Origin of the sequence: Klebsiella indica, assembly GCF_005860775.1 — a bacterium.
Classification (GTDB): Bacteria; Pseudomonadota; Gammaproteobacteria; order Enterobacterales; family Enterobacteriaceae; genus Klebsiella; species Klebsiella indica.
Genome location: NZ_VCHQ01000011.1, coordinates 69,466 through 84,908 on the forward strand (window position 1 = coordinate 69,466; position 15,443 = coordinate 84,908).

A 15,443-nucleotide genomic window follows, 5' to 3' on the forward strand; every position below is an offset into this window, starting at 1 on the left:
TATGACCGGGGACATTACAATACTCAGCGACGGTTGCCGAAGATACGCAGCAACATCAGGAACAGGTTAATAAAGTCCAGATACAGCGTCAAAGCACCAAGAATGGCGTATTTGCGCAGAGTGGAAGTATCGCGGACATCTATCTGCTCGCCAATATTTTTCAGCTTCTGGGTGTCATAAGCGGTCAGGCCGACAAATACCAGCACTCCGATATAGGTCACCGCCCACATCAGCGCCTCACTCTTCAGCCAGAAGTTAACCAGCGACGCCAGCAGGATACCGATCAGCGCCATAAACAGCATATTACCGAAGCCGCTCAGATCCCGCTTAGTGGTATAACCGTAGAGACTCATCACGCCAAACATCCCGCCAGCAACCACGAAAGTGCTGGCGATTGACGAGTAGGTATAGACGATGAAAATACTGGATAAGGTTAGCCCGGTTAGCGCCGAATAGAGCATAAACAGCGTTGTCGCCATCCCGGCGCTCAGTCGCTGTACCATACCCGAAAGCACGAATACCAACCCCAGTTGGGCAATGATCAGCCCGAAAAAGGTTATTTTACTGGAAAAAACAAACATCATAACGGCCGGAGTATTGGCGGCATACCACGCAATAAACGCGGTGAGCAGCAGCCCGACTGTCATCCAGCCATAAACCTGCGCCATATAGGTTTGTAGTCCGCTACGGCCCTGTACGAGGGTGCCGGAACGAGGGAATCTGTCCATAACTATCTCCTGATGAACGGAATTTATCTTCTAAGCGTATCACACTACCAACGTTCTGCCGCCTGCCGATCGCTATCTCGCGCATCCACCCAGCGCTCGCCTTCCGGCGTCGCCTCACGCTTCCAGAACGGCGCGCGGGTTTTCAGATAATCCATAATAAACTCCCCGGCGGCAAACGCGCTGCTGCGATGGGCACTGGTGACGCCGACAAAAACAATCTCTTCCCCCGGCCACATCTCGCCGATACGGTGAATCACCGTTATCCGGCCCAGCGGCCAGCGCTGACGGGCGAGATCAACGATCTCCGTCAGCGATTTTTCCGTCATCCCCGGATAGTGTTCCAGCGTTAACGCCTTCACGCTGTCGCCAAGATTATGGTTACGCACCTTACCGGTAAATGTCACCACCGCGCCGTCTTCATCACGCCCGGCAAGCCAGGCATACTCGTCGCCGACCTTAAAGCGGTCATGACTGACGATAATGCGGGTTTGCGTCATCTTATCCCCCGGTAACCGGTGGAAAGAACGCCACTTCATCACCCGCCGCCAGCGGATGATCGAAAGTGGTCAGCGTCTGATTCACTGCCGCCAGCAGTTTGCCCTCTTCCAGCGCCAGCGCCCAGCGACCGCCACGGGCGATCAGCTGCTGGCGAACGGCCTCAACCGTGGGGAGCCCATTTGGATCAAGAGTCAGGGAATCGGTGCCGAGCAGTTCGCGCACCTGAGCAAAAAAAAGTACGTTAATCATGGTTATTCTTCCACTCTGAAATCGCCGGATTTGCCGCCGCTTTTCGCCAGCAGGCGCACCGGGCCAATCACCATATCCTTCTGCACCGCTTTGCACATATCGTAAATCGTCAGCGCGGCGACGGACGCGGCGGTCAGGGCTTCCATCTCCACGCCGGTTTTGCCGGTCAGACGACAGAGCGATTCAATGCGCACCCGGTTGTGTTCGGGCTGCGCCTGCAGATTGACTTCGACTTTGCTCAGCATCAGCGGATGGCACAGCGGGATCAGCTCCCAGGTACGCTTTGCCGCCTGAATCCCGGCAATACGCGCGGTGGCGAAGACATCGCCTTTGTGATGGCTGCCGTCGATGATCATCGCAAGAGTCGTTGGCTGCATGTCGACATAAGCCTCGGCACGCGCTTCGCGAACCGTTTCCGCTTTCGCGGAAACATCGACCATGTGCGCTTCGCCCGCGGCGTTAATGTGGGTCAGTTGCGACATAACTTACTTCTTAATATGAGAGATAAAATTGCACGGACGGATGCGCGCATCGAGCTGCGGCGCAATAATATTGTCCCATGCGGTACGACAGGCTTTGGTTGAGCCGGGCATCGCAAAAATTAGCGTGCGGTTCGCCATCCCGGCAACGGCCCGGGATTGCAGGGTCGAGGTGCCGATCTCTTCAAAAGAGAGCATACGGAACACCTCGCCAAAACCTTCCACTTCGCGGTCAAACAGCGGCAGCAGCGCCTCAGGTGTTTGATCGCCATCGGTAAAACCGGTCCCGCCGGTGATCAACACCACCTGAACCTCTTCGCTGGCAATCCACGCCGACACCTGGGCGCGAATGGCATAGCGGTTTTCTTTGACAATCGCCTTATCGACGACCATATGCCCCGCTTCCTGCGCCGTATCGCGCAGCCAGTGACCGGAGGTGTCGTCCTCTTCGCCACGGCGGCTGGAAACAGTGAGAATAGCAATACGGGTCGGAATAAACTCAGCGCTGACCTGGCTCATTTGATCGCTCCTTAAAATGCATTATCCGCCAATATAGGACAGGTTCTGTGTAATACCGGTGTTGCCCTGGTGCAGGAAATGGGTCTGCTTTTTATGCGTTAACGCCTCGGCAATGCGCGCTTCCAGCTCCGGCTGCTGCTGTTCATCGGTGAGCAGATCGCGCAAATCGACTCCGCCCTCACCAAACAGACACAGATGCAATTTGCCGACGGAAGAGACGCGCAGACGGTTGCAGGTGACGCAGAAATCTTTCTCATACGGCATAATGAGACCAATTTCGCCAACATAATCCGGATGACAAAACACCTGCGCCGGGCCATCGCTACGCTGGCGGATCTGGTGGATCCAGCCGCGGCGCAGCAGCGCGTCGCGCAGCACCATGCCAGAGATATGATGGCGGCGAAACAGCCCGCCGCCTTCGCCAGTTTCCATCAGTTCAATAAAACGCAGTTGAATGCGGCGCGGCTGGATCCATGCCAGAAAGGTGTCGAGCTGGTGGTGATTGACATCGCGCATCAGCACCGTGTTGACCTTAACTTTTTCGAAACCAGCGGCAAAGGCGGCGTCAATACCGTCCATTACCTGGTGAAACTTATCCTGACCGGTAATGGCGTAAAACTGGCGAGCGTCGAGGCTATCCACGCTGACGTTAATCGCCGTCAGCCCGGCGTCGCGCCAGCGTTCCACATCGCGCGCCAGCCGATAGCCGTTGGTGGTCACCGCAATCTGACGAATAGCAGCGTTTTCCCGCACGGCGGCGATAATATCGGTGAAATCCCGACGCAGCGAGGGCTCGCCGCCGGTCAGACGCACCTTCTCCGTGCCCAGGGCCGCAAATGCGCGCGTGACATGACGCACCTCGTCCACGCTGAGAAAGCCTTTGTTGGTGACGGCGCCGGGTTGATACCCGTTGGGCAGACAATAGGTACAACGAAAGTTGCAGACGTCGGTAATTGACAGGCGCAAGTAATAAAACTTACGCGCGAATGCATCGGTAAGCTGTGAAGCCATATACACCTTTCCAAATACGGGAGACGCGGTCATTTCTTTCCACGCCCTGGTGGCAACCGAAGTTGTCACGGCCAAAGCACCATATCTTGCGACACAGGCACAGAGGCTAGAGTGTTAACGGATTATGCCGATAGTAGCGCGTTAATGACAGTTTCGCCATTTCCGATTTCGCTATATAATTATGTACATATCGCCACGATCATGCATTTTCGCTACAGAATAGCGAAAAACTACGCTTTTGCATTGATATCGGTCAGTTTGTCAGGATCCGGCCATCGTCTTTTAGGGGTAGATCGGTTACTGTGTGCCCGTTTAATTGAGATAAGGAATTTTTATGCGCAATCGTACTTTCGCCGATCTTGATCGCGTTGTGGCACTCGGCGGCGGGCACGGACTGGGTCGGGTAATGTCCTCCCTCTCTTCTCTGGGCTCGCGCCTCACCGGTATCGTGACAACAACCGATAACGGCGGCTCCACAGGGCGAATTCGCCGTGCGGAAGGCGGTATCGCCTGGGGCGATATGCGCAACTGTATTAATCAATTAAGTGCCGGGCCTAGCGTAGCCTCCGCGATGTTTGAGTATCGTTTTAGCGGTAATGGCGAACTTTCTGGCCATAACCTTGGAAATCTGATGTTAAAGGCGCTGGATCATCTTAGCGTAAGGCCTCTGGAAGCGATCAACTTAATCAGAAACTTTCTCAAAATCGACGCATTTTTGATCCCGATGTCGGAACAACCGGTCGATCTGATGGCCATTGACCACGAAGGACAGGAAGTTTACGGCGAGGTCAATATCGATCTGCTCGCCAGCGTCCCACAGAAATTGATGCTCACCTCGCCGGTTCCCGCCACTCGCGAAGCGATAGAAGCCGTCGCCGAAGCCGATTTGATCCTGATCGGCCCGGGCAGTTTTTATACCAGCCTGATACCTATTCTGCTGCTTGAAGAGATGGCGCAGGCGCTGCGCCGCACGCCGGCGCCAATGGTGTTTATCGATAATCTCGGCAAAGAACACAGCCCGGCGGCCAGCCTGACGCTGGCGGACAGAGTGGCGATTATGGAGCAATATATTGGCAAACGGGTGATTGATGCCCTGGTTATCGGCCCGAAAGCCGATCTCGCGGGGATTGACAACCGGGTGGTCATTCAGACGCCGCTGGATGCCAGCGATGTACCCTACCGCCACGATCGCCAGCTATTACGTCGTGCGCTGGAAAAAGCGATTCAGGAATTAGGTTAATCCCGGACTCACTTTTCAGAGAACGTATTGCCATCAGGCTGAGAATCTTAAGGTTGTCTTAAAATAGAATCGGCAGCATAGCGGACACTCAAGGGAGCGAACTTTTCTCTTAACCGCTATTCCCACGAGTATCGGGCAACAGACGATATTTTAACGCCATGTAGAGAGGCCAGCCGATGAAAGTGTTAGTCATTGAAGATGATGCGCTCCTGTTACAAGGATTAATTCTGGCGATTCAAAGCGAGGGCTATGTTTGCGACGGTGTATCAACCGCTCACGAAGCTGCGCTCTCTCTGGCCGGTAATCACTACAGTCTCCTCGTTCTCGATCTGGGTCTGCCTGATGAGGACGGTCTGCATTTCCTGGCGCGTATACGGCGGGAGAAATTCAGTCAGCCCGTGCTGATTCTCACCGCCCGCGATACCGTTGATGACCGCATCAGCGGCCTGGATACCGGCGCAGATGACTATCTGGTTAAACCCTTTGCCCTGGGAGAGCTGAACGCGCGTATTCGCGCCCTGCTGCGGCGTCATAACAATCACGGCGACAACGAACTGACTATCGGTAATCTGCGGCTGAACCTCACCCGGCGGCTGGTCTGGCTTGACGAGCAATCCCTGGATTTGACCCCTAAGGAGTATGCTCTGCTTTCTCGTCTGATGATGAAAGCGGGTAGCCCGGTGCATCGCGAGATTCTCTATAATGATATTTACAACTGGGATAACGAACCCGCTACCAACGCGCTGGAGGTACATATCCATAATCTACGCGATAAAGTCGGCAAATCACGCATCCGCACGGTTCGTGGATTTGGCTACATGCTGATCAACACCGTTGAAACAGAATAACGCTATGGCTCTGTTTGTCAGTGAAACCTGGACCATGCGCCATCGGCTGCTGCTGACCATTGGCGCGATTCTGGTCGTGTGCCAATTGATTAGCGTGTTCTGGCTGTGGCACGAAAGCAAAGAGCAGATTCAGTTGCTGGTGGCCAGCGCCATTGAAGGGCACAATAACCAAAAACATGTGACGCAAGAAGTCCACGAAGCGGTGGCCAGTCTGTTAATCCCAAGCTTGCTGATCATCGGCCTGGCGCTGTATATCTGCCTGCTGGCGGTGAAGAAAATCACCAAACCGCTTTCCAGCCTGCAGCTTGAACTGGAGAATCGCACGCCGGACAATCTGCAGCCTATCGCTCTGAATGAGTCGGTACCGGAAGTCACCGCGGTGACCACCGCGATTAATCAACTGGTATCACGCCTGAATTCCACGCTCGATCGCGAGCGCCTTTTCACCGCCGATGTCGCCCATGAACTGCGTACGCCGCTGGCCGGGCTGCGTCTGCACCTGGAACTGCTGGAAAAAGTGCATGGCGTTGGCGTAGTGCCGCTGATTCTGCGCCTCGATCAAATGACCAGCAGTATTACCCAGCTACTTCAACTGGCGCGCATTGGTCAGTCGTTCTCCGCCGGAAACTATCAGCAAGTTGCGCTGAAAGAGGATGTTATCGAACCGCTCCAGGAGGAGCTTGAGGCCATGCTGGAGCAGCGGCAACAGAAGCTGGCGCTGCACGACAAGGAGGGCAAGGTCGTTGTTTCAGGCGACGTCACGCTGATGCGGGTTATTCTACGCAATCTGGTGGAAAATGCGCATCGCTACAGCCCGACAGGATCGACAATTACCCTGTCAATAACGCCAGGCCCGTCGCCCGTTCTGGCAGTAGAAGACGAAGGCCCCGGAATTGATGAGGCGAAAAGCGGTGAATTGAGCAAAGCGTTCGTTCGCATGGACAGCCGCTACGGCGGTATTGGCCTGGGGTTAAGTATCGTCACTCGTATCGCCCAGTTGCACGACGCCAGATTCTTTTTGCACAACCGTCGGCCAGGGCCTGGCGTTCGCGCCTGGATACTCTTCCCGAAGGCTTCCCGTCAGAATGTCAGCAGCCATTGATGAAAGAAGGCGACGACGATAACAAAGGCGCAGGAGACGGCCAGATATTCGCAGAAAGTTAATTTTTGCATGACGCTATCCTCATTAAATTGAGGAGAGTTTCGCCAAACAATATTAAGCCAGTATTAAGAGGCGGCGAAAAACAGCCCGACGAAGCAATAATTTTTTTACGGCGACAAAACCACGCAGCAAACTGTGCCCCACTCTGCCAGAAGCCGCGACGCTTATCCGCCAGCAAAATCCACGCAGCCTCCCCCCCGGACCACATGAACGAAGCGTGGACAGGGGATTTTTCCACCGGTTACGAAGCCGCAATAAACAGTTCACGCAGTTGATGAAGCTGGTCGCGAATTTGCGCCGCCTCTTCGAACTCCAGATTTTGCGCATGCTGCATCATCTGCGCTTCCAGTTGATGAATTTTCTGCTGTATCGCTTTAGGCGTCAGCGCGACGGTATCCGCCTCAACCGGTGAACGAGACTTACCGCGCCCCTTAACTTTGGTTTTCGCGATATTCTGCCCCAGGGCCAGAATATCCACCACTTTCTTATTGAGGCCCTGTGGCACGATGCCGTGTTCTTCGTTGTACGCCTGCTGCTTCTCACGACGGCGTTCGGTTTCACCGATCGCTTTCGCCATCGACGGGGTGATCTTATCACCGTAAAGAATCGCCTTGCCGCTGATATTACGCGCCGCGCGACCAATAGTCTGAATCAGCGAGCGTTCGGACCGCAGGAAGCCTTCTTTGTCGGCATCGAGGATTGCCACCAGCGAGACTTCCGGCATATCCAGCCCTTCACGCAGCAGGTTGATGCCCACCAGAACGTCAAACTCGCCCAGGCGCAGGTCGCGAATGATTTCCATGCGTTCCACGGTGTCGATATCCGAGTGCAGATAGCGCACCCGCTCGCCGTGCTCTTCCAGATACTCCGTTAAGTCTTCCGCCATACGTTTGGTCAGGGTGGTGACCAGCACGCGTTCGTTGATCGCGGTGCGAATGCGAATTTCCGAGAGCAGGTCATCCACCTGGGTAGCCACCGGGCGCACTTCAATAACCGGGTCAAGCAGCCCTGTCGGGCGCACTACCTGATCGATCACTTCGTCGCCGGATTTATCCAGCTCATAGGCGCCCGGCGTTGCTGAGACATAGATCGTCTGCGGCGCCAGCGCCTCAAACTCTTCAAACCGCAGCGGGCGGTTGTCCAGCGCCGACGGCAGCCGGAAGCCATATTCCACCAGCGTCTCTTTGCGCGCCCGGTCCCCACGGTACATGCCGCCGATTTGCGGGATAGTCACGTGGGATTCATCGATCACCAACAGGCCATCAGCCGGCAGGTAATCGAACAGGGTCGGCGGCGGCTCGCCCGGCCCGCGCCCTGACAGGTAGCGCGAGTAGTTTTCAATCCCCGAGCAATAGCCCAGTTCGTTCATCATTTCGAGATCGAACTGCGTACGCTGGCTCAGCCGCTGCTCTTCCAGCAGCTTGTTGTTCTCCAGCAGCACCTTGCGCCGTGCAGCCAGCTCAACTTTAATCTCTTCCATCGCCTGCACGATGCGCTCGCGCGGCGTGACGTAGTGGGTTTTCGGGTAAACGGTAAAGCGCGGGATCGTCGACTCAACGTGGCCGGTCAGAGGATCGAACAGCGACAGGCGCTCAACCTCGTCATCAAACAGCTCAACGCGCAGGGCAATATCGTCTGATTCCGCCGGAAAGATATCAATGACCTCTCCGCGCACGCGAAAGGTGCCGCGCTGGAAAGCCTGATCGTTACGGGTATATTGCAGTTCAGCCAGGCGACGCAAAATGGCGCGCTGGTCAATCAACATACCGACCGTCAGATGCAGCATCATCTTCAGGTACAGGTCCGGGTCGCCCAGGCCGTAGATAGCGGAGACCGACGCCACCACCACCACATCACGCCGCTCCAGCAACGCTTTGGTTGCAGACAGACGCATCTGTTCAATATGTTCGTTAACGGACGCATCTTTCTCAATAAAGGTGTCGGAGCTTGGCACGTAGGCTTCTGGTTGGTAGTAATCGTAATAGGAGACGAAATACTCCACTGCGTTTTCGGGGAAAAACTCTTTCATCTCGCCATACAGTTGCGCCGCCAGGGTTTTGTTCGGCGCCAGCACCATCGTCGGACGCTGCAGATCGGCAATGACGTTGGCAATGGTGAACGTTTTACCGGAGCCGGTCACGCCGAGCAGCGTCTGATGCGCCAGACCATCCTCCAGCCCCTCTTCCAGACGACGGATCGCTTCCGGCTGGTCACCGGAAGGACGGAAAGCAGAATGCAGCTTGAACGGTTTACTCATCAATCAGGACCTGAAGAAGGGTTGAACGGCAGGTGTTTAATTCTACCTTTCAGTACAATTTTTGCCAATAAAAAATACTGGATATAAAAACAGTACCATATTATCGTATTCTGGCAAACTGGATTTTTTTATCGTCATTAACGGCGAATCACCACGCTCATACGGGATAATCCACCAGACAGTGGGGTTATCCCCAGAAATTTTTGACATTTAACATTTGTCAAGCAAGCAGATGAATGTTTTATGGCCATCGATGACACTTTTCTGACAGGCATTGATTTTATATAATCAATTGATATTTAAAGAGATTAAATAAAAGATGGCTTTCACATCAATTCAGCCGCAGGCCGCATATTCTCTAGCTTACCGCAAGTTTTCTAACTCTAATACACAAGGTTATCCACAGGAATAGTGGATAACTGTCTCCAGCCCATGACCTGTGCCACCCGGAGAACATTGCTCGCCACGAGGAAACCCGCGATGAAAAAAAATTATTGAATTTTTTTTGCTGCCTACTGGCTAAAAACAGGCGGATTTTTTATGACTTTTTGCACCACATTTCAGCGTACTGGCACCGGGAAAGTGCAATATCTCGCCTGGCTCCCCCCCCTTTTTACCTGGCTACATCTGTATTCACCAGCAAATACCGAAAGTTCTTTTTCCTGGCAAGAGATTTGCAGAATCTTCTCGTCGCCCGCTCGCCCAGGAAAGGAGAAAACGTCTATGTTGAATCTACGAGCCGTGAACCACTATTACGGAAACCAGCACTCGCTGTGGAATGTTGATCTTGAGCTGATGCCCGGTAAGTGCACTTGCGTAATGGGGCGCCAGGGGATGGGGAAAACCACGCTCGTCAACTGTATTACCGGCTATCTGCCCGTTGCCAGCGGCAGCATGACCTGGCAGGACGTGGGAGCAGCACCCTACGATCTGATGCCCCTCTCCGCCCAGTCGCGTAGCGCTATCGGTATTGGCTATGTCCCGCAGGATAAGCGTATCTTTTCGCAGCTGAGCGTAGAAGAAAATCTGCATATCGCCCTCGCGGCCAGCAGAGAGCCTGATTTAGCGGTAGCAGGCGAAATTTACGATCTGTTTCCGGAGCTCTACTCCCTGCGACAAAGCAAGGGCATTACGCTAACCGCTGACGATCAGTACCAGTTAGCCCTGGCGCGGGCGCTGATAACCCGTCCGCGCCTGCTAATCCTCGACGAACCTTCGCGCGGCAGCGGCCAGCGCTTCCTGCATAAGTTGGGCGATTTATTGGTGCGTCTGAATCGCGATATTGGCCTGACGGTGCTGATCGCCGAGCAGCACCTGCCGTTTATTCGCCGGGTAGCGGATCGTTTTTGCCTGCTGCACTGCGGGCGCAGCGTCGCCCAGGGGGACGTTATTCAGCTGGATGAACCGCTGCTGGAGAAATGGATGACCCCCGATCCAGCGCGTTAAGGTCGAGGTACTGTCCGAGGCCTTCGTGCGGTACGGCATCCCCCAGCCACGGTATCTCGCCGAGAAACGGTGCCTTCAGCATCCGTTGTAACGTCACCAGATACTCAGCGTGGCGCATGCCTGGCGGCTGGATATCGTTGGCTATCCATCCCGCCAGCGGCAGTCCGGCCTGGCGCACCGCCTGCGCGGTAAGCATCGCATGGTTGATACACCCCAGTTTGACCCCCACCACGAGTATCACCGGCAGTTGCTCCTTTTGTACCCAATCAGCGAACGTGAAGGTTTCTGAAAGCGGCGTAAACCAGCCGCCCGCCCCTTCAACCAACAGCCAGTCCGCCAGCCCCTCCAGGGCGCGCAAGCCAGCAGAGAGCGCCAAAGCGTCAATCGGCCTGCCTTCGTCAGCACTGACAATGTGCGGCGACGTCGGCTCGGCAAACGTGTAGGGATTCACCTGCTCATAGCGTAGCGCGACCCGGCTGTTGCGCTGCAAAGCCAGCGCATCGTCATTGCGTAGCCCTTCAGCCGTATATGCGCTGCCGGAAGCAACAGGCTTATAGCCAACACTCCTGAAGCCTGCGCGGTTAGCCGCCTGTAGCAGGGCGCAACAGGTCACGGTTTTGCCGACTTCGGTATCGGTCCCGGTGACGAAAAAGCGTTTAATCACGTTCGATAACTCCTGTAAACAGATAATACGTCAGCGGACACTGCCCCTGCTGCTGTGGCCAGGCGATCTGAAGCTGGCGCAGTTTGCCGCGACTGAGCGGCGCGGGAGTGCGCCCCCGATGCAAATGGGTTGCGCCAATACCTTTCAGCGACCGCATCGCGCTGAGCGCATCGGTAAACGACAGAGTGATAACGTGGACGCGGCTGGTGACGCGGCGACCCGCCAGCGCCTGACTCACCGCCCGTTCGCTGAGAAAACGGTTGGAATGCGGCAGGTCGTCAATGGCTCGCCAGGCCTGATTCAGTTCCGGCAAAGAGCCTGCCAGCAGGGTACTGAACGCAACCCGGCCGCCGGGACGCACTACCCGACACAATTCGTTGATAGCGGTAGCGAGATTATCGCACCACTGAACGGCGAGGTTGCTCCACGCCAGGTCAACGCAGCAGTCCGCCAGCGGCATCGATTCAATATCCCCTGCGACGTAGCGATGGGCGCTGTCCCCGCGTCGGGCTTCCGCCAGCATATCGACGGAAAGATCCAGCGCGGTTACCCGACTCCCCGCCTCCCGCCAGGCGCGGCTCATTGTACCGGGACCGCAGCCCGCATCGAGCACGTCAGGAAAGCCGTTTATAGGGAGTTGATCGCGCAGCAGGGAGGCGCTGAGACGCTGTAGCTCGTCATGTTGCGTGTAATGGCCGGCCGCGCGGCCAAATGCCGCCGCCACCGCGCGCTTATTCACCGCCGCCATGCAGCACCTCCAGCAGGCGGACAATATCGGCGGACTCATGCGCCGCCGTCAGGGTCAGGCGCAGGCGCGCGCTACCGGCGGGAACCGTCGGCGGGCGGATTGCCATGGCCCAGCAGCCCTGCTCGCGCAGGCGCGCCGCCAGCCGCAACGCCCGGGCGTTATCGCCAACGATCAGCGGCTGGATCGCGCTGGCGGATGGCGTCAGTTCGCCGGGATACGTGGCTATTTCACGGCGAAAATCGGCAATATGGCGGGCCAGTTTTTCCCGTCGCTGCTGGCCGTCGCTGCTGCGTATTACGTCCAGCGCGGCGCTGAGCGCTACCGCCTGCGCCGGAGGCATAGCGGTGCTGTAAATCAGATGGCGGGCAAACTGCAACAGATAATCCGCCAGCGCGTCACTGCACAATATCGCCGCCCCGCTGACGCCAAAGGCTTTACCGAAGGTGACGATAAGCAGCTCCGGGCGCACCTGCTGTGCGTGACAACTGCCGCGGCCCTCTTCGCCGACCACGCCGATGCCGTGCGCATCGTCAACCAGCAGAAGCGCCCCGGCGGCCTGAGTCTCCCGCTGGATATCTGCCAGCGGCGCGCTATCACCATCCATGCTGAAGATGCCTTCGGTCACCGCCAGTTGTTGGCCGGATAGCGATTTTTCCAGCAATTGGTTGAGATGCCGGTGGTCATTATGCTGAAAACGACGCAGTTGCGCCGGACTGAGGCTGGCGGCCTCCAGAAGCGAAGCATGGCTGAGCCGATCGGCGACAATGTGGTCTTCTTTACCCGCCAGGGCGGCGATCGCTGCCTGATTTGCGGCGAAGCCGGAGATAAACAGCAGCGCGCGTGGATAGCCCAGCCAGTCGGCCAGTTGCTCCTCCAGGGCGCGATGCGCTTCGCTATAACCGCTAACGTGACCGGAGCCGCCGCTACCGACGCCATAACGTTCCGCTCCCTGCTGCCAGGCTTTGACAATTGCCGGATGCTGGCTGAGGCCAAGATAATCGTTACTGGAGAAATTGAGCCAGCGTCGCCCTTCGCGAATGAGCCAGCGCCCTGCGCCTTGTGTTACTGGCTGACGATGACGCAGGGCGTCCGCCCTCCGCCGCTCTTCCAGCGCCAGCGCGATACGTTGCTGCCAGCTCATAGCGCCGCCGCGTTGTAATATTCCTCAGTATCAGGGGTCATCAACGCCTGCTCCAGACGCTGCTGCTGGGCATTATCGCCTTCCTGCACCGCTGTTTGCTGCGGGTTAATGCCCAGTTTGCGGAACAGCTGCAGATCTTTGTCCTCTTCCGGGTTCGGCGTCGTCAGCAGCTTGCAGCCGTAGAAGATGGAGTTGGCTCCGGCCATAAAACACATCGCCTGGGTCTGTTCATTCATCTGCTCGCGACCGGCGGAGAGGCGCACATACGAACGTGGCATCATGATACGTGCGATGGCGATCGTGCGAATGAAATCAAAAGCATCAACATCGTCGTTATCCGCCAGCGGCGTGCCTTTAACCTTCACCAGCATGTTGATCGGCACGCTTTCCGGCGGTGTTGACAGGTTAGCCAGTTGCAGCAGCAGTCCGGCGCGGTCTTTCACCGTTTCGCCTAAGCCGACGATACCGCCGGAGCACACTTTAATCCCGGCATCGCGCACTTTGTCGAGGGTATCAAGGCGCTCCTGATAAGTGCGTGTGGTAATAATATTGCCGTAGAACTCCGGCGAGGTATCAAGATTGTGGTTGTAGTAATCCAGTCCGGCGTTAGCAAGGCGTTGCGCCTGACTGTCATTCAGGGTGCCGAGGGTCATGCAGGCTTCGAGCCCCATCGCCTTCACCCCTTTCACCATCTGCTCAAGGTAAGGCATGTCCCGGTCATTAGGGTTTTTCCATGCCGCGCCCATGCAGAAACGGGTTGAACCGGCTTTTTTCGCCTGGCGCGCCGACTCCAGCACCTGTTCGACCTCCATCAGGCGTTCAGATTCGAGGCCGGTCTTATAGCGCGCGCTTTGCGGGCAATATTTACAGTCTTCCGGGCAGGCGCCGGTCTTAATCGACAGCAGCGTACTGACCTGAACCTGGCGCGGATCAAAGTGCTGGCGGTGGATCTGCTGGGCTTCAAACAGCAGATCCAGAAAAGGTTTATTAAATAACTCAGTAACTTGCGACATTGTCCAGCGTGGATGGTGAGCCATTATCCTCTCCAGGGGGTTTCGTTAATTGTCCGTTCATTTTATACTTGTAAACCTAAATGTTTTTAAAATGGTTTACAAGTCGATTATGACAACGGACGATCTGGCCTTCGATCGGCGCCACATCTGGCACCCTTACACTTCAATGACTTCCCCTCTGCCGGTCTATCCGGTGGTGGCCGCCAGCGGCTGCGAGCTTACTCTCGCCAGCGGCGAACACCTGATCGACGGCATGTCGTCGTGGTGGGCAGCCATTCACGGCTACAATCACCCACGGCTTAACGCGGCAATGAAAACGCAGATTGACCGGATGCCGCACGTGATGTTCGGCGGGATCACCCATCCTTCCGCCGTCGCGTTGTGCCGCCAGCTGGTGGCGATGACGCCAACCCGCCTTGAGTGCGTCTTCCTCGCCGACTCCGGTTCCATTGCCGTCGAAGTGGCGATGAAAATGGCGCTCCAGTACTGGCAGGCAAAGGGCGAACCGCGCCAGCGTTTTCTCACCTTCCGCAACGGCTATCACGGCGACACTTTTGGTGCGATGTCGGTCTGCGACCCCGATAATTCAATGCACAGCCTGTGGCAGGGCTACCTGCCGGATAATCTGTTTGCCCCGGCGCCGCAAAGCCGCTTCGATGGCGAATGGGATGAGCGGGATATGGCGCCGTTCGCCCGTCTGATGGCCGCCCATCGCCATGACATCGCGGCAGTCATTCTGGAGCCGATTGTCCAGGGGGCTGGCGGAATGCGGATGTATCATCCGGAGTGGCTCAGACGAATTCGCAAAATGTGCGACCATGAAGGCATTTTGCTGATCGCCGATGAGATTGCCACCGGTTTTGGCCGGACCGGTAAGCTGTTCGCCTGTGAGCACGCGGATATCGCCGCCGACATTCTGTGTCTCGGTAAAGCGCTGACCGGCGGCACCATGACCCTTTCCGCCACGCTGACCACCCGCCAGGTAGCGGACACCATCAGCAACGGTGAAGCCGGTTGTTTTATGCACGGTCCGACATTTATGGGCAACCCGCTGGCCTGCGCGGTGGCCACGGAAAGCCTGCGCCTGCTGGCAAGCGGCGAATGGCGGCAGCAGGTGGCGGCAATTGAGGCGCAGCTTAAAGCCGAACTGGCTCCGACGCGAGGATCCGCGCAGGTTGCCGATGTTCGCGTGCTCGGGGCAATAGGCGTGGTCGAAACCCACCGGCCGGTAAATATGGCCGCCCTGCAGCGCTTTTTCGTCGGGCAAGGCGTGTGGATCCGCCCCTTCGGTCGCCTAATCTACCTGATGCCACCGTATATCATCACGCCAGAGCAGCTGACCCGTCTGACGCAGGCGGTTAACGCCGCAGTGCAGGAAGAAACGTTTTTTTGCGAATAAGAGACGGTAATGCCGCAGCTCACGCGCTACACTTTTTTGCT

16 protein-coding genes and 1 riboswitch are annotated in these 15,443 nt (G+C 56.5%); of the genes, 5 read left to right on the plus strand and 11 right to left on the minus strand.

What is annotated here, in order from left to right; all coding sequences use genetic code 11:
- Window positions 1-23: 23 nt before the first annotated feature.
- From FE839_RS09500 to moaA, 6 genes are all read right to left on the minus strand, one after another.
- Complete coding sequence (locus FE839_RS09500) at window positions 24-728, minus strand: Bax inhibitor-1/YccA family protein (protein ID WP_138360591.1); 705 nt, start codon at window positions 726-728, stop codon at window positions 24-26.
- Between the two features lie 44 nt (window positions 729-772).
- Complete coding sequence (moaE, locus tag FE839_RS09505) at window positions 773-1,225, minus strand: molybdopterin synthase catalytic subunit MoaE (protein ID WP_138360592.1); 453 nt, start codon at window positions 1,223-1,225, stop codon at window positions 773-775.
- Window position 1,226: 1 nt separating this feature from the next.
- Window positions 1,227-1,475, minus strand: coding sequence for a molybdopterin synthase sulfur carrier subunit (moaD, locus tag FE839_RS09510; protein WP_138360593.1), 249 nt, complete (start codon window positions 1,473-1,475; stop codon window positions 1,227-1,229).
- 2 nt (window positions 1,476-1,477) lie between these two features.
- Window positions 1,478-1,957, minus strand: a complete 480-nt coding sequence (gene moaC, locus FE839_RS09515) for a cyclic pyranopterin monophosphate synthase MoaC (RefSeq protein ID WP_138360594.1) — start codon at window positions 1,955-1,957, stop codon at window positions 1,478-1,480.
- Between the two features lie 3 nt (window positions 1,958-1,960).
- The gene (gene moaB / locus FE839_RS09520) at window positions 1,961-2,473 is read right to left on the minus strand and encodes a molybdenum cofactor biosynthesis protein B (protein WP_138360595.1); all 513 of its coding nucleotides are present in this window, start codon (window positions 2,471-2,473) and stop codon (window positions 1,961-1,963) included.
- Window positions 2,474-2,494: 21 nt separating this feature from the next.
- Window positions 2,495-3,484 (minus strand): GTP 3',8-cyclase MoaA, encoded by a 990-nt coding sequence (gene moaA, locus FE839_RS09525; protein WP_138360596.1) that lies wholly within the window; start codon window positions 3,482-3,484, stop codon window positions 2,495-2,497.
- Window positions 3,472-3,610: riboswitch (molybdenum cofactor riboswitch) on the minus strand. (Overlaps the previous gene by 13 nt.)
- A 208-nt stretch (window positions 3,611-3,818) precedes the next feature.
- Between moaA and yvcK the strand changes: the two genes are divergently transcribed.
- The 3 genes from yvcK (at window position 3,819) to pmrB (ending at window position 6,674) form a co-directional block, all read left to right on the plus strand.
- Entirely contained in the window at window positions 3,819-4,724 is a 906-nt protein-coding gene (gene yvcK / locus FE839_RS09535; RefSeq protein WP_138360598.1) for a uridine diphosphate-N-acetylglucosamine-binding protein YvcK, read from the plus strand.
- A 176-nt stretch (window positions 4,725-4,900) separates the two neighbouring features.
- A complete protein-coding gene (gene pmrA, locus FE839_RS09540; protein WP_138360599.1) occupies window positions 4,901-5,572 on the plus strand; it encodes a two-component system response regulator PmrA in 672 nt (223 codons plus the stop codon).
- Window positions 5,573-5,576: 4 nt separating this feature from the next.
- A complete protein-coding gene (pmrB, locus tag FE839_RS09545; RefSeq protein WP_138360600.1) occupies window positions 5,577-6,674 on the plus strand; it encodes a two-component system sensor histidine kinase PmrB in 1,098 nt (365 codons plus the stop codon).
- A 301-nt stretch (window positions 6,675-6,975) separates the two neighbouring features.
- On the opposite strand, the gene uvrB is transcribed toward pmrB, so the two are convergent.
- Complete coding sequence (uvrB, locus tag FE839_RS09555) at window positions 6,976-8,991, minus strand: excinuclease ABC subunit UvrB (protein ID WP_138360602.1); 2,016 nt, start codon at window positions 8,989-8,991, stop codon at window positions 6,976-6,978.
- Window positions 8,992-9,714: 723 nt separating this feature from the next.
- On the opposite strand from uvrB, the gene FE839_RS09560 reads away from it, so the two are divergent.
- A complete protein-coding gene (locus tag FE839_RS09560; protein WP_138360603.1) occupies window positions 9,715-10,437 on the plus strand; it encodes an ABC transporter ATP-binding protein in 723 nt (240 codons plus the stop codon).
- Here the strand turns inward: FE839_RS09560 and bioD are convergent.
- The 4 genes from bioD to bioB are packed head-to-tail and all read right to left on the minus strand — an operon-like array spanning window position 10,379 to window position 14,027.
- The gene (bioD, locus tag FE839_RS09565; RefSeq protein WP_138360604.1) at window positions 10,379-11,101 is read right to left on the minus strand and encodes a dethiobiotin synthase; all 723 of its coding nucleotides are present in this window, start codon (window positions 11,099-11,101) and stop codon (window positions 10,379-10,381) included. The genes FE839_RS09560 and bioD overlap by 59 nt on opposite strands.
- The gene (gene bioC / locus FE839_RS09570) at window positions 11,094-11,849 is read right to left on the minus strand and encodes a malonyl-ACP O-methyltransferase BioC (protein ID WP_138360605.1); all 756 of its coding nucleotides are present in this window, start codon (window positions 11,847-11,849) and stop codon (window positions 11,094-11,096) included. The genes bioD and bioC overlap by 8 nt, the downstream gene beginning before the upstream one ends.
- Window positions 11,833-12,990, minus strand: coding sequence for an 8-amino-7-oxononanoate synthase (gene bioF, locus FE839_RS09575; protein ID WP_138360606.1), 1,158 nt, complete (start codon window positions 12,988-12,990; stop codon window positions 11,833-11,835). The genes bioC and bioF overlap by 17 nt, the downstream gene beginning before the upstream one ends.
- A complete protein-coding gene (gene bioB, locus FE839_RS09580) occupies window positions 12,987-14,027 on the minus strand; it encodes a biotin synthase BioB (protein ID WP_138360607.1) in 1,041 nt (346 codons plus the stop codon). Before bioB ends, bioF begins: the two co-directional genes overlap by 4 nt.
- A gap of 85 nt (window positions 14,028-14,112) precedes the next feature.
- Between bioB and bioA the strand changes: the two genes are divergently transcribed.
- Window positions 14,113-15,402, plus strand: coding sequence for an adenosylmethionine--8-amino-7-oxononanoate transaminase (bioA, locus tag FE839_RS09585; RefSeq protein WP_138360737.1), 1,290 nt, complete (start codon window positions 14,113-14,115; stop codon window positions 15,400-15,402).
- The last annotated feature ends 41 nt before the right edge of the window (window positions 15,403-15,443 follow it).

What these genes read in the sequence shown, in the direction of transcription:
- FE839_RS09500 (WP_138360591.1), bottom strand. Translation starts at nt 728, where the DNA reads ATGGACAGATTCCCTCGTTCCGGCACCCTCGTACAGGGCCGTAGCGGA.
- moaE (WP_138360592.1), bottom strand. Translation starts at nt 1,225, where the DNA reads ATGACGCAAACCCGCATTATCGTCAGTCATGACCGCTTTAAGGTCGGC.
- moaD (WP_138360593.1), bottom strand. Translation starts at nt 1,475, where the DNA reads ATGATTAACGTACTTTTTTTTGCTCAGGTGCGCGAACTGCTCGGCACC.
- moaC (WP_138360594.1), bottom strand. Translation starts at nt 1,957, where the DNA reads ATGTCGCAACTGACCCACATTAACGCCGCGGGCGAAGCGCACATGGTC.
- moaB (WP_138360595.1), bottom strand. Translation starts at nt 2,473, where the DNA reads ATGAGCCAGGTCAGCGCTGAGTTTATTCCGACCCGTATTGCTATTCTC.
- moaA (WP_138360596.1), bottom strand. Translation starts at nt 3,484, where the DNA reads ATGGCTTCACAGCTTACCGATGCATTCGCGCGTAAGTTTTATTACTTG.
- yvcK (WP_138360598.1), top strand. Translation starts at nt 3,819, where the DNA reads ATGCGCAATCGTACTTTCGCCGATCTTGATCGCGTTGTGGCACTCGGC.
- pmrA (WP_138360599.1), top strand. Translation starts at nt 4,901, where the DNA reads ATGAAAGTGTTAGTCATTGAAGATGATGCGCTCCTGTTACAAGGATTA.
- pmrB (WP_138360600.1), top strand. Translation starts at nt 5,577, where the DNA reads ATGGCTCTGTTTGTCAGTGAAACCTGGACCATGCGCCATCGGCTGCTG.
- uvrB (WP_138360602.1), bottom strand. Translation starts at nt 8,991, where the DNA reads ATGAGTAAACCGTTCAAGCTGCATTCTGCTTTCCGTCCTTCCGGTGAC.
- FE839_RS09560 (WP_138360603.1), top strand. Translation starts at nt 9,715, where the DNA reads ATGTTGAATCTACGAGCCGTGAACCACTATTACGGAAACCAGCACTCG.
- bioC (WP_138360605.1), bottom strand. Translation starts at nt 11,849, where the DNA reads ATGGCGGCGGTGAATAAGCGCGCGGTGGCGGCGGCATTTGGCCGCGCG.
- bioF (WP_138360606.1), bottom strand. Translation starts at nt 12,990, where the DNA reads ATGAGCTGGCAGCAACGTATCGCGCTGGCGCTGGAAGAGCGGCGGAGG.
- bioB (WP_138360607.1), bottom strand. Translation starts at nt 14,027, where the DNA reads ATGGCTCACCATCCACGCTGGACAATGTCGCAAGTTACTGAGTTATTT.
- bioA (WP_138360737.1), top strand. Translation starts at nt 14,113, where the DNA reads ATGACAACGGACGATCTGGCCTTCGATCGGCGCCACATCTGGCACCCT.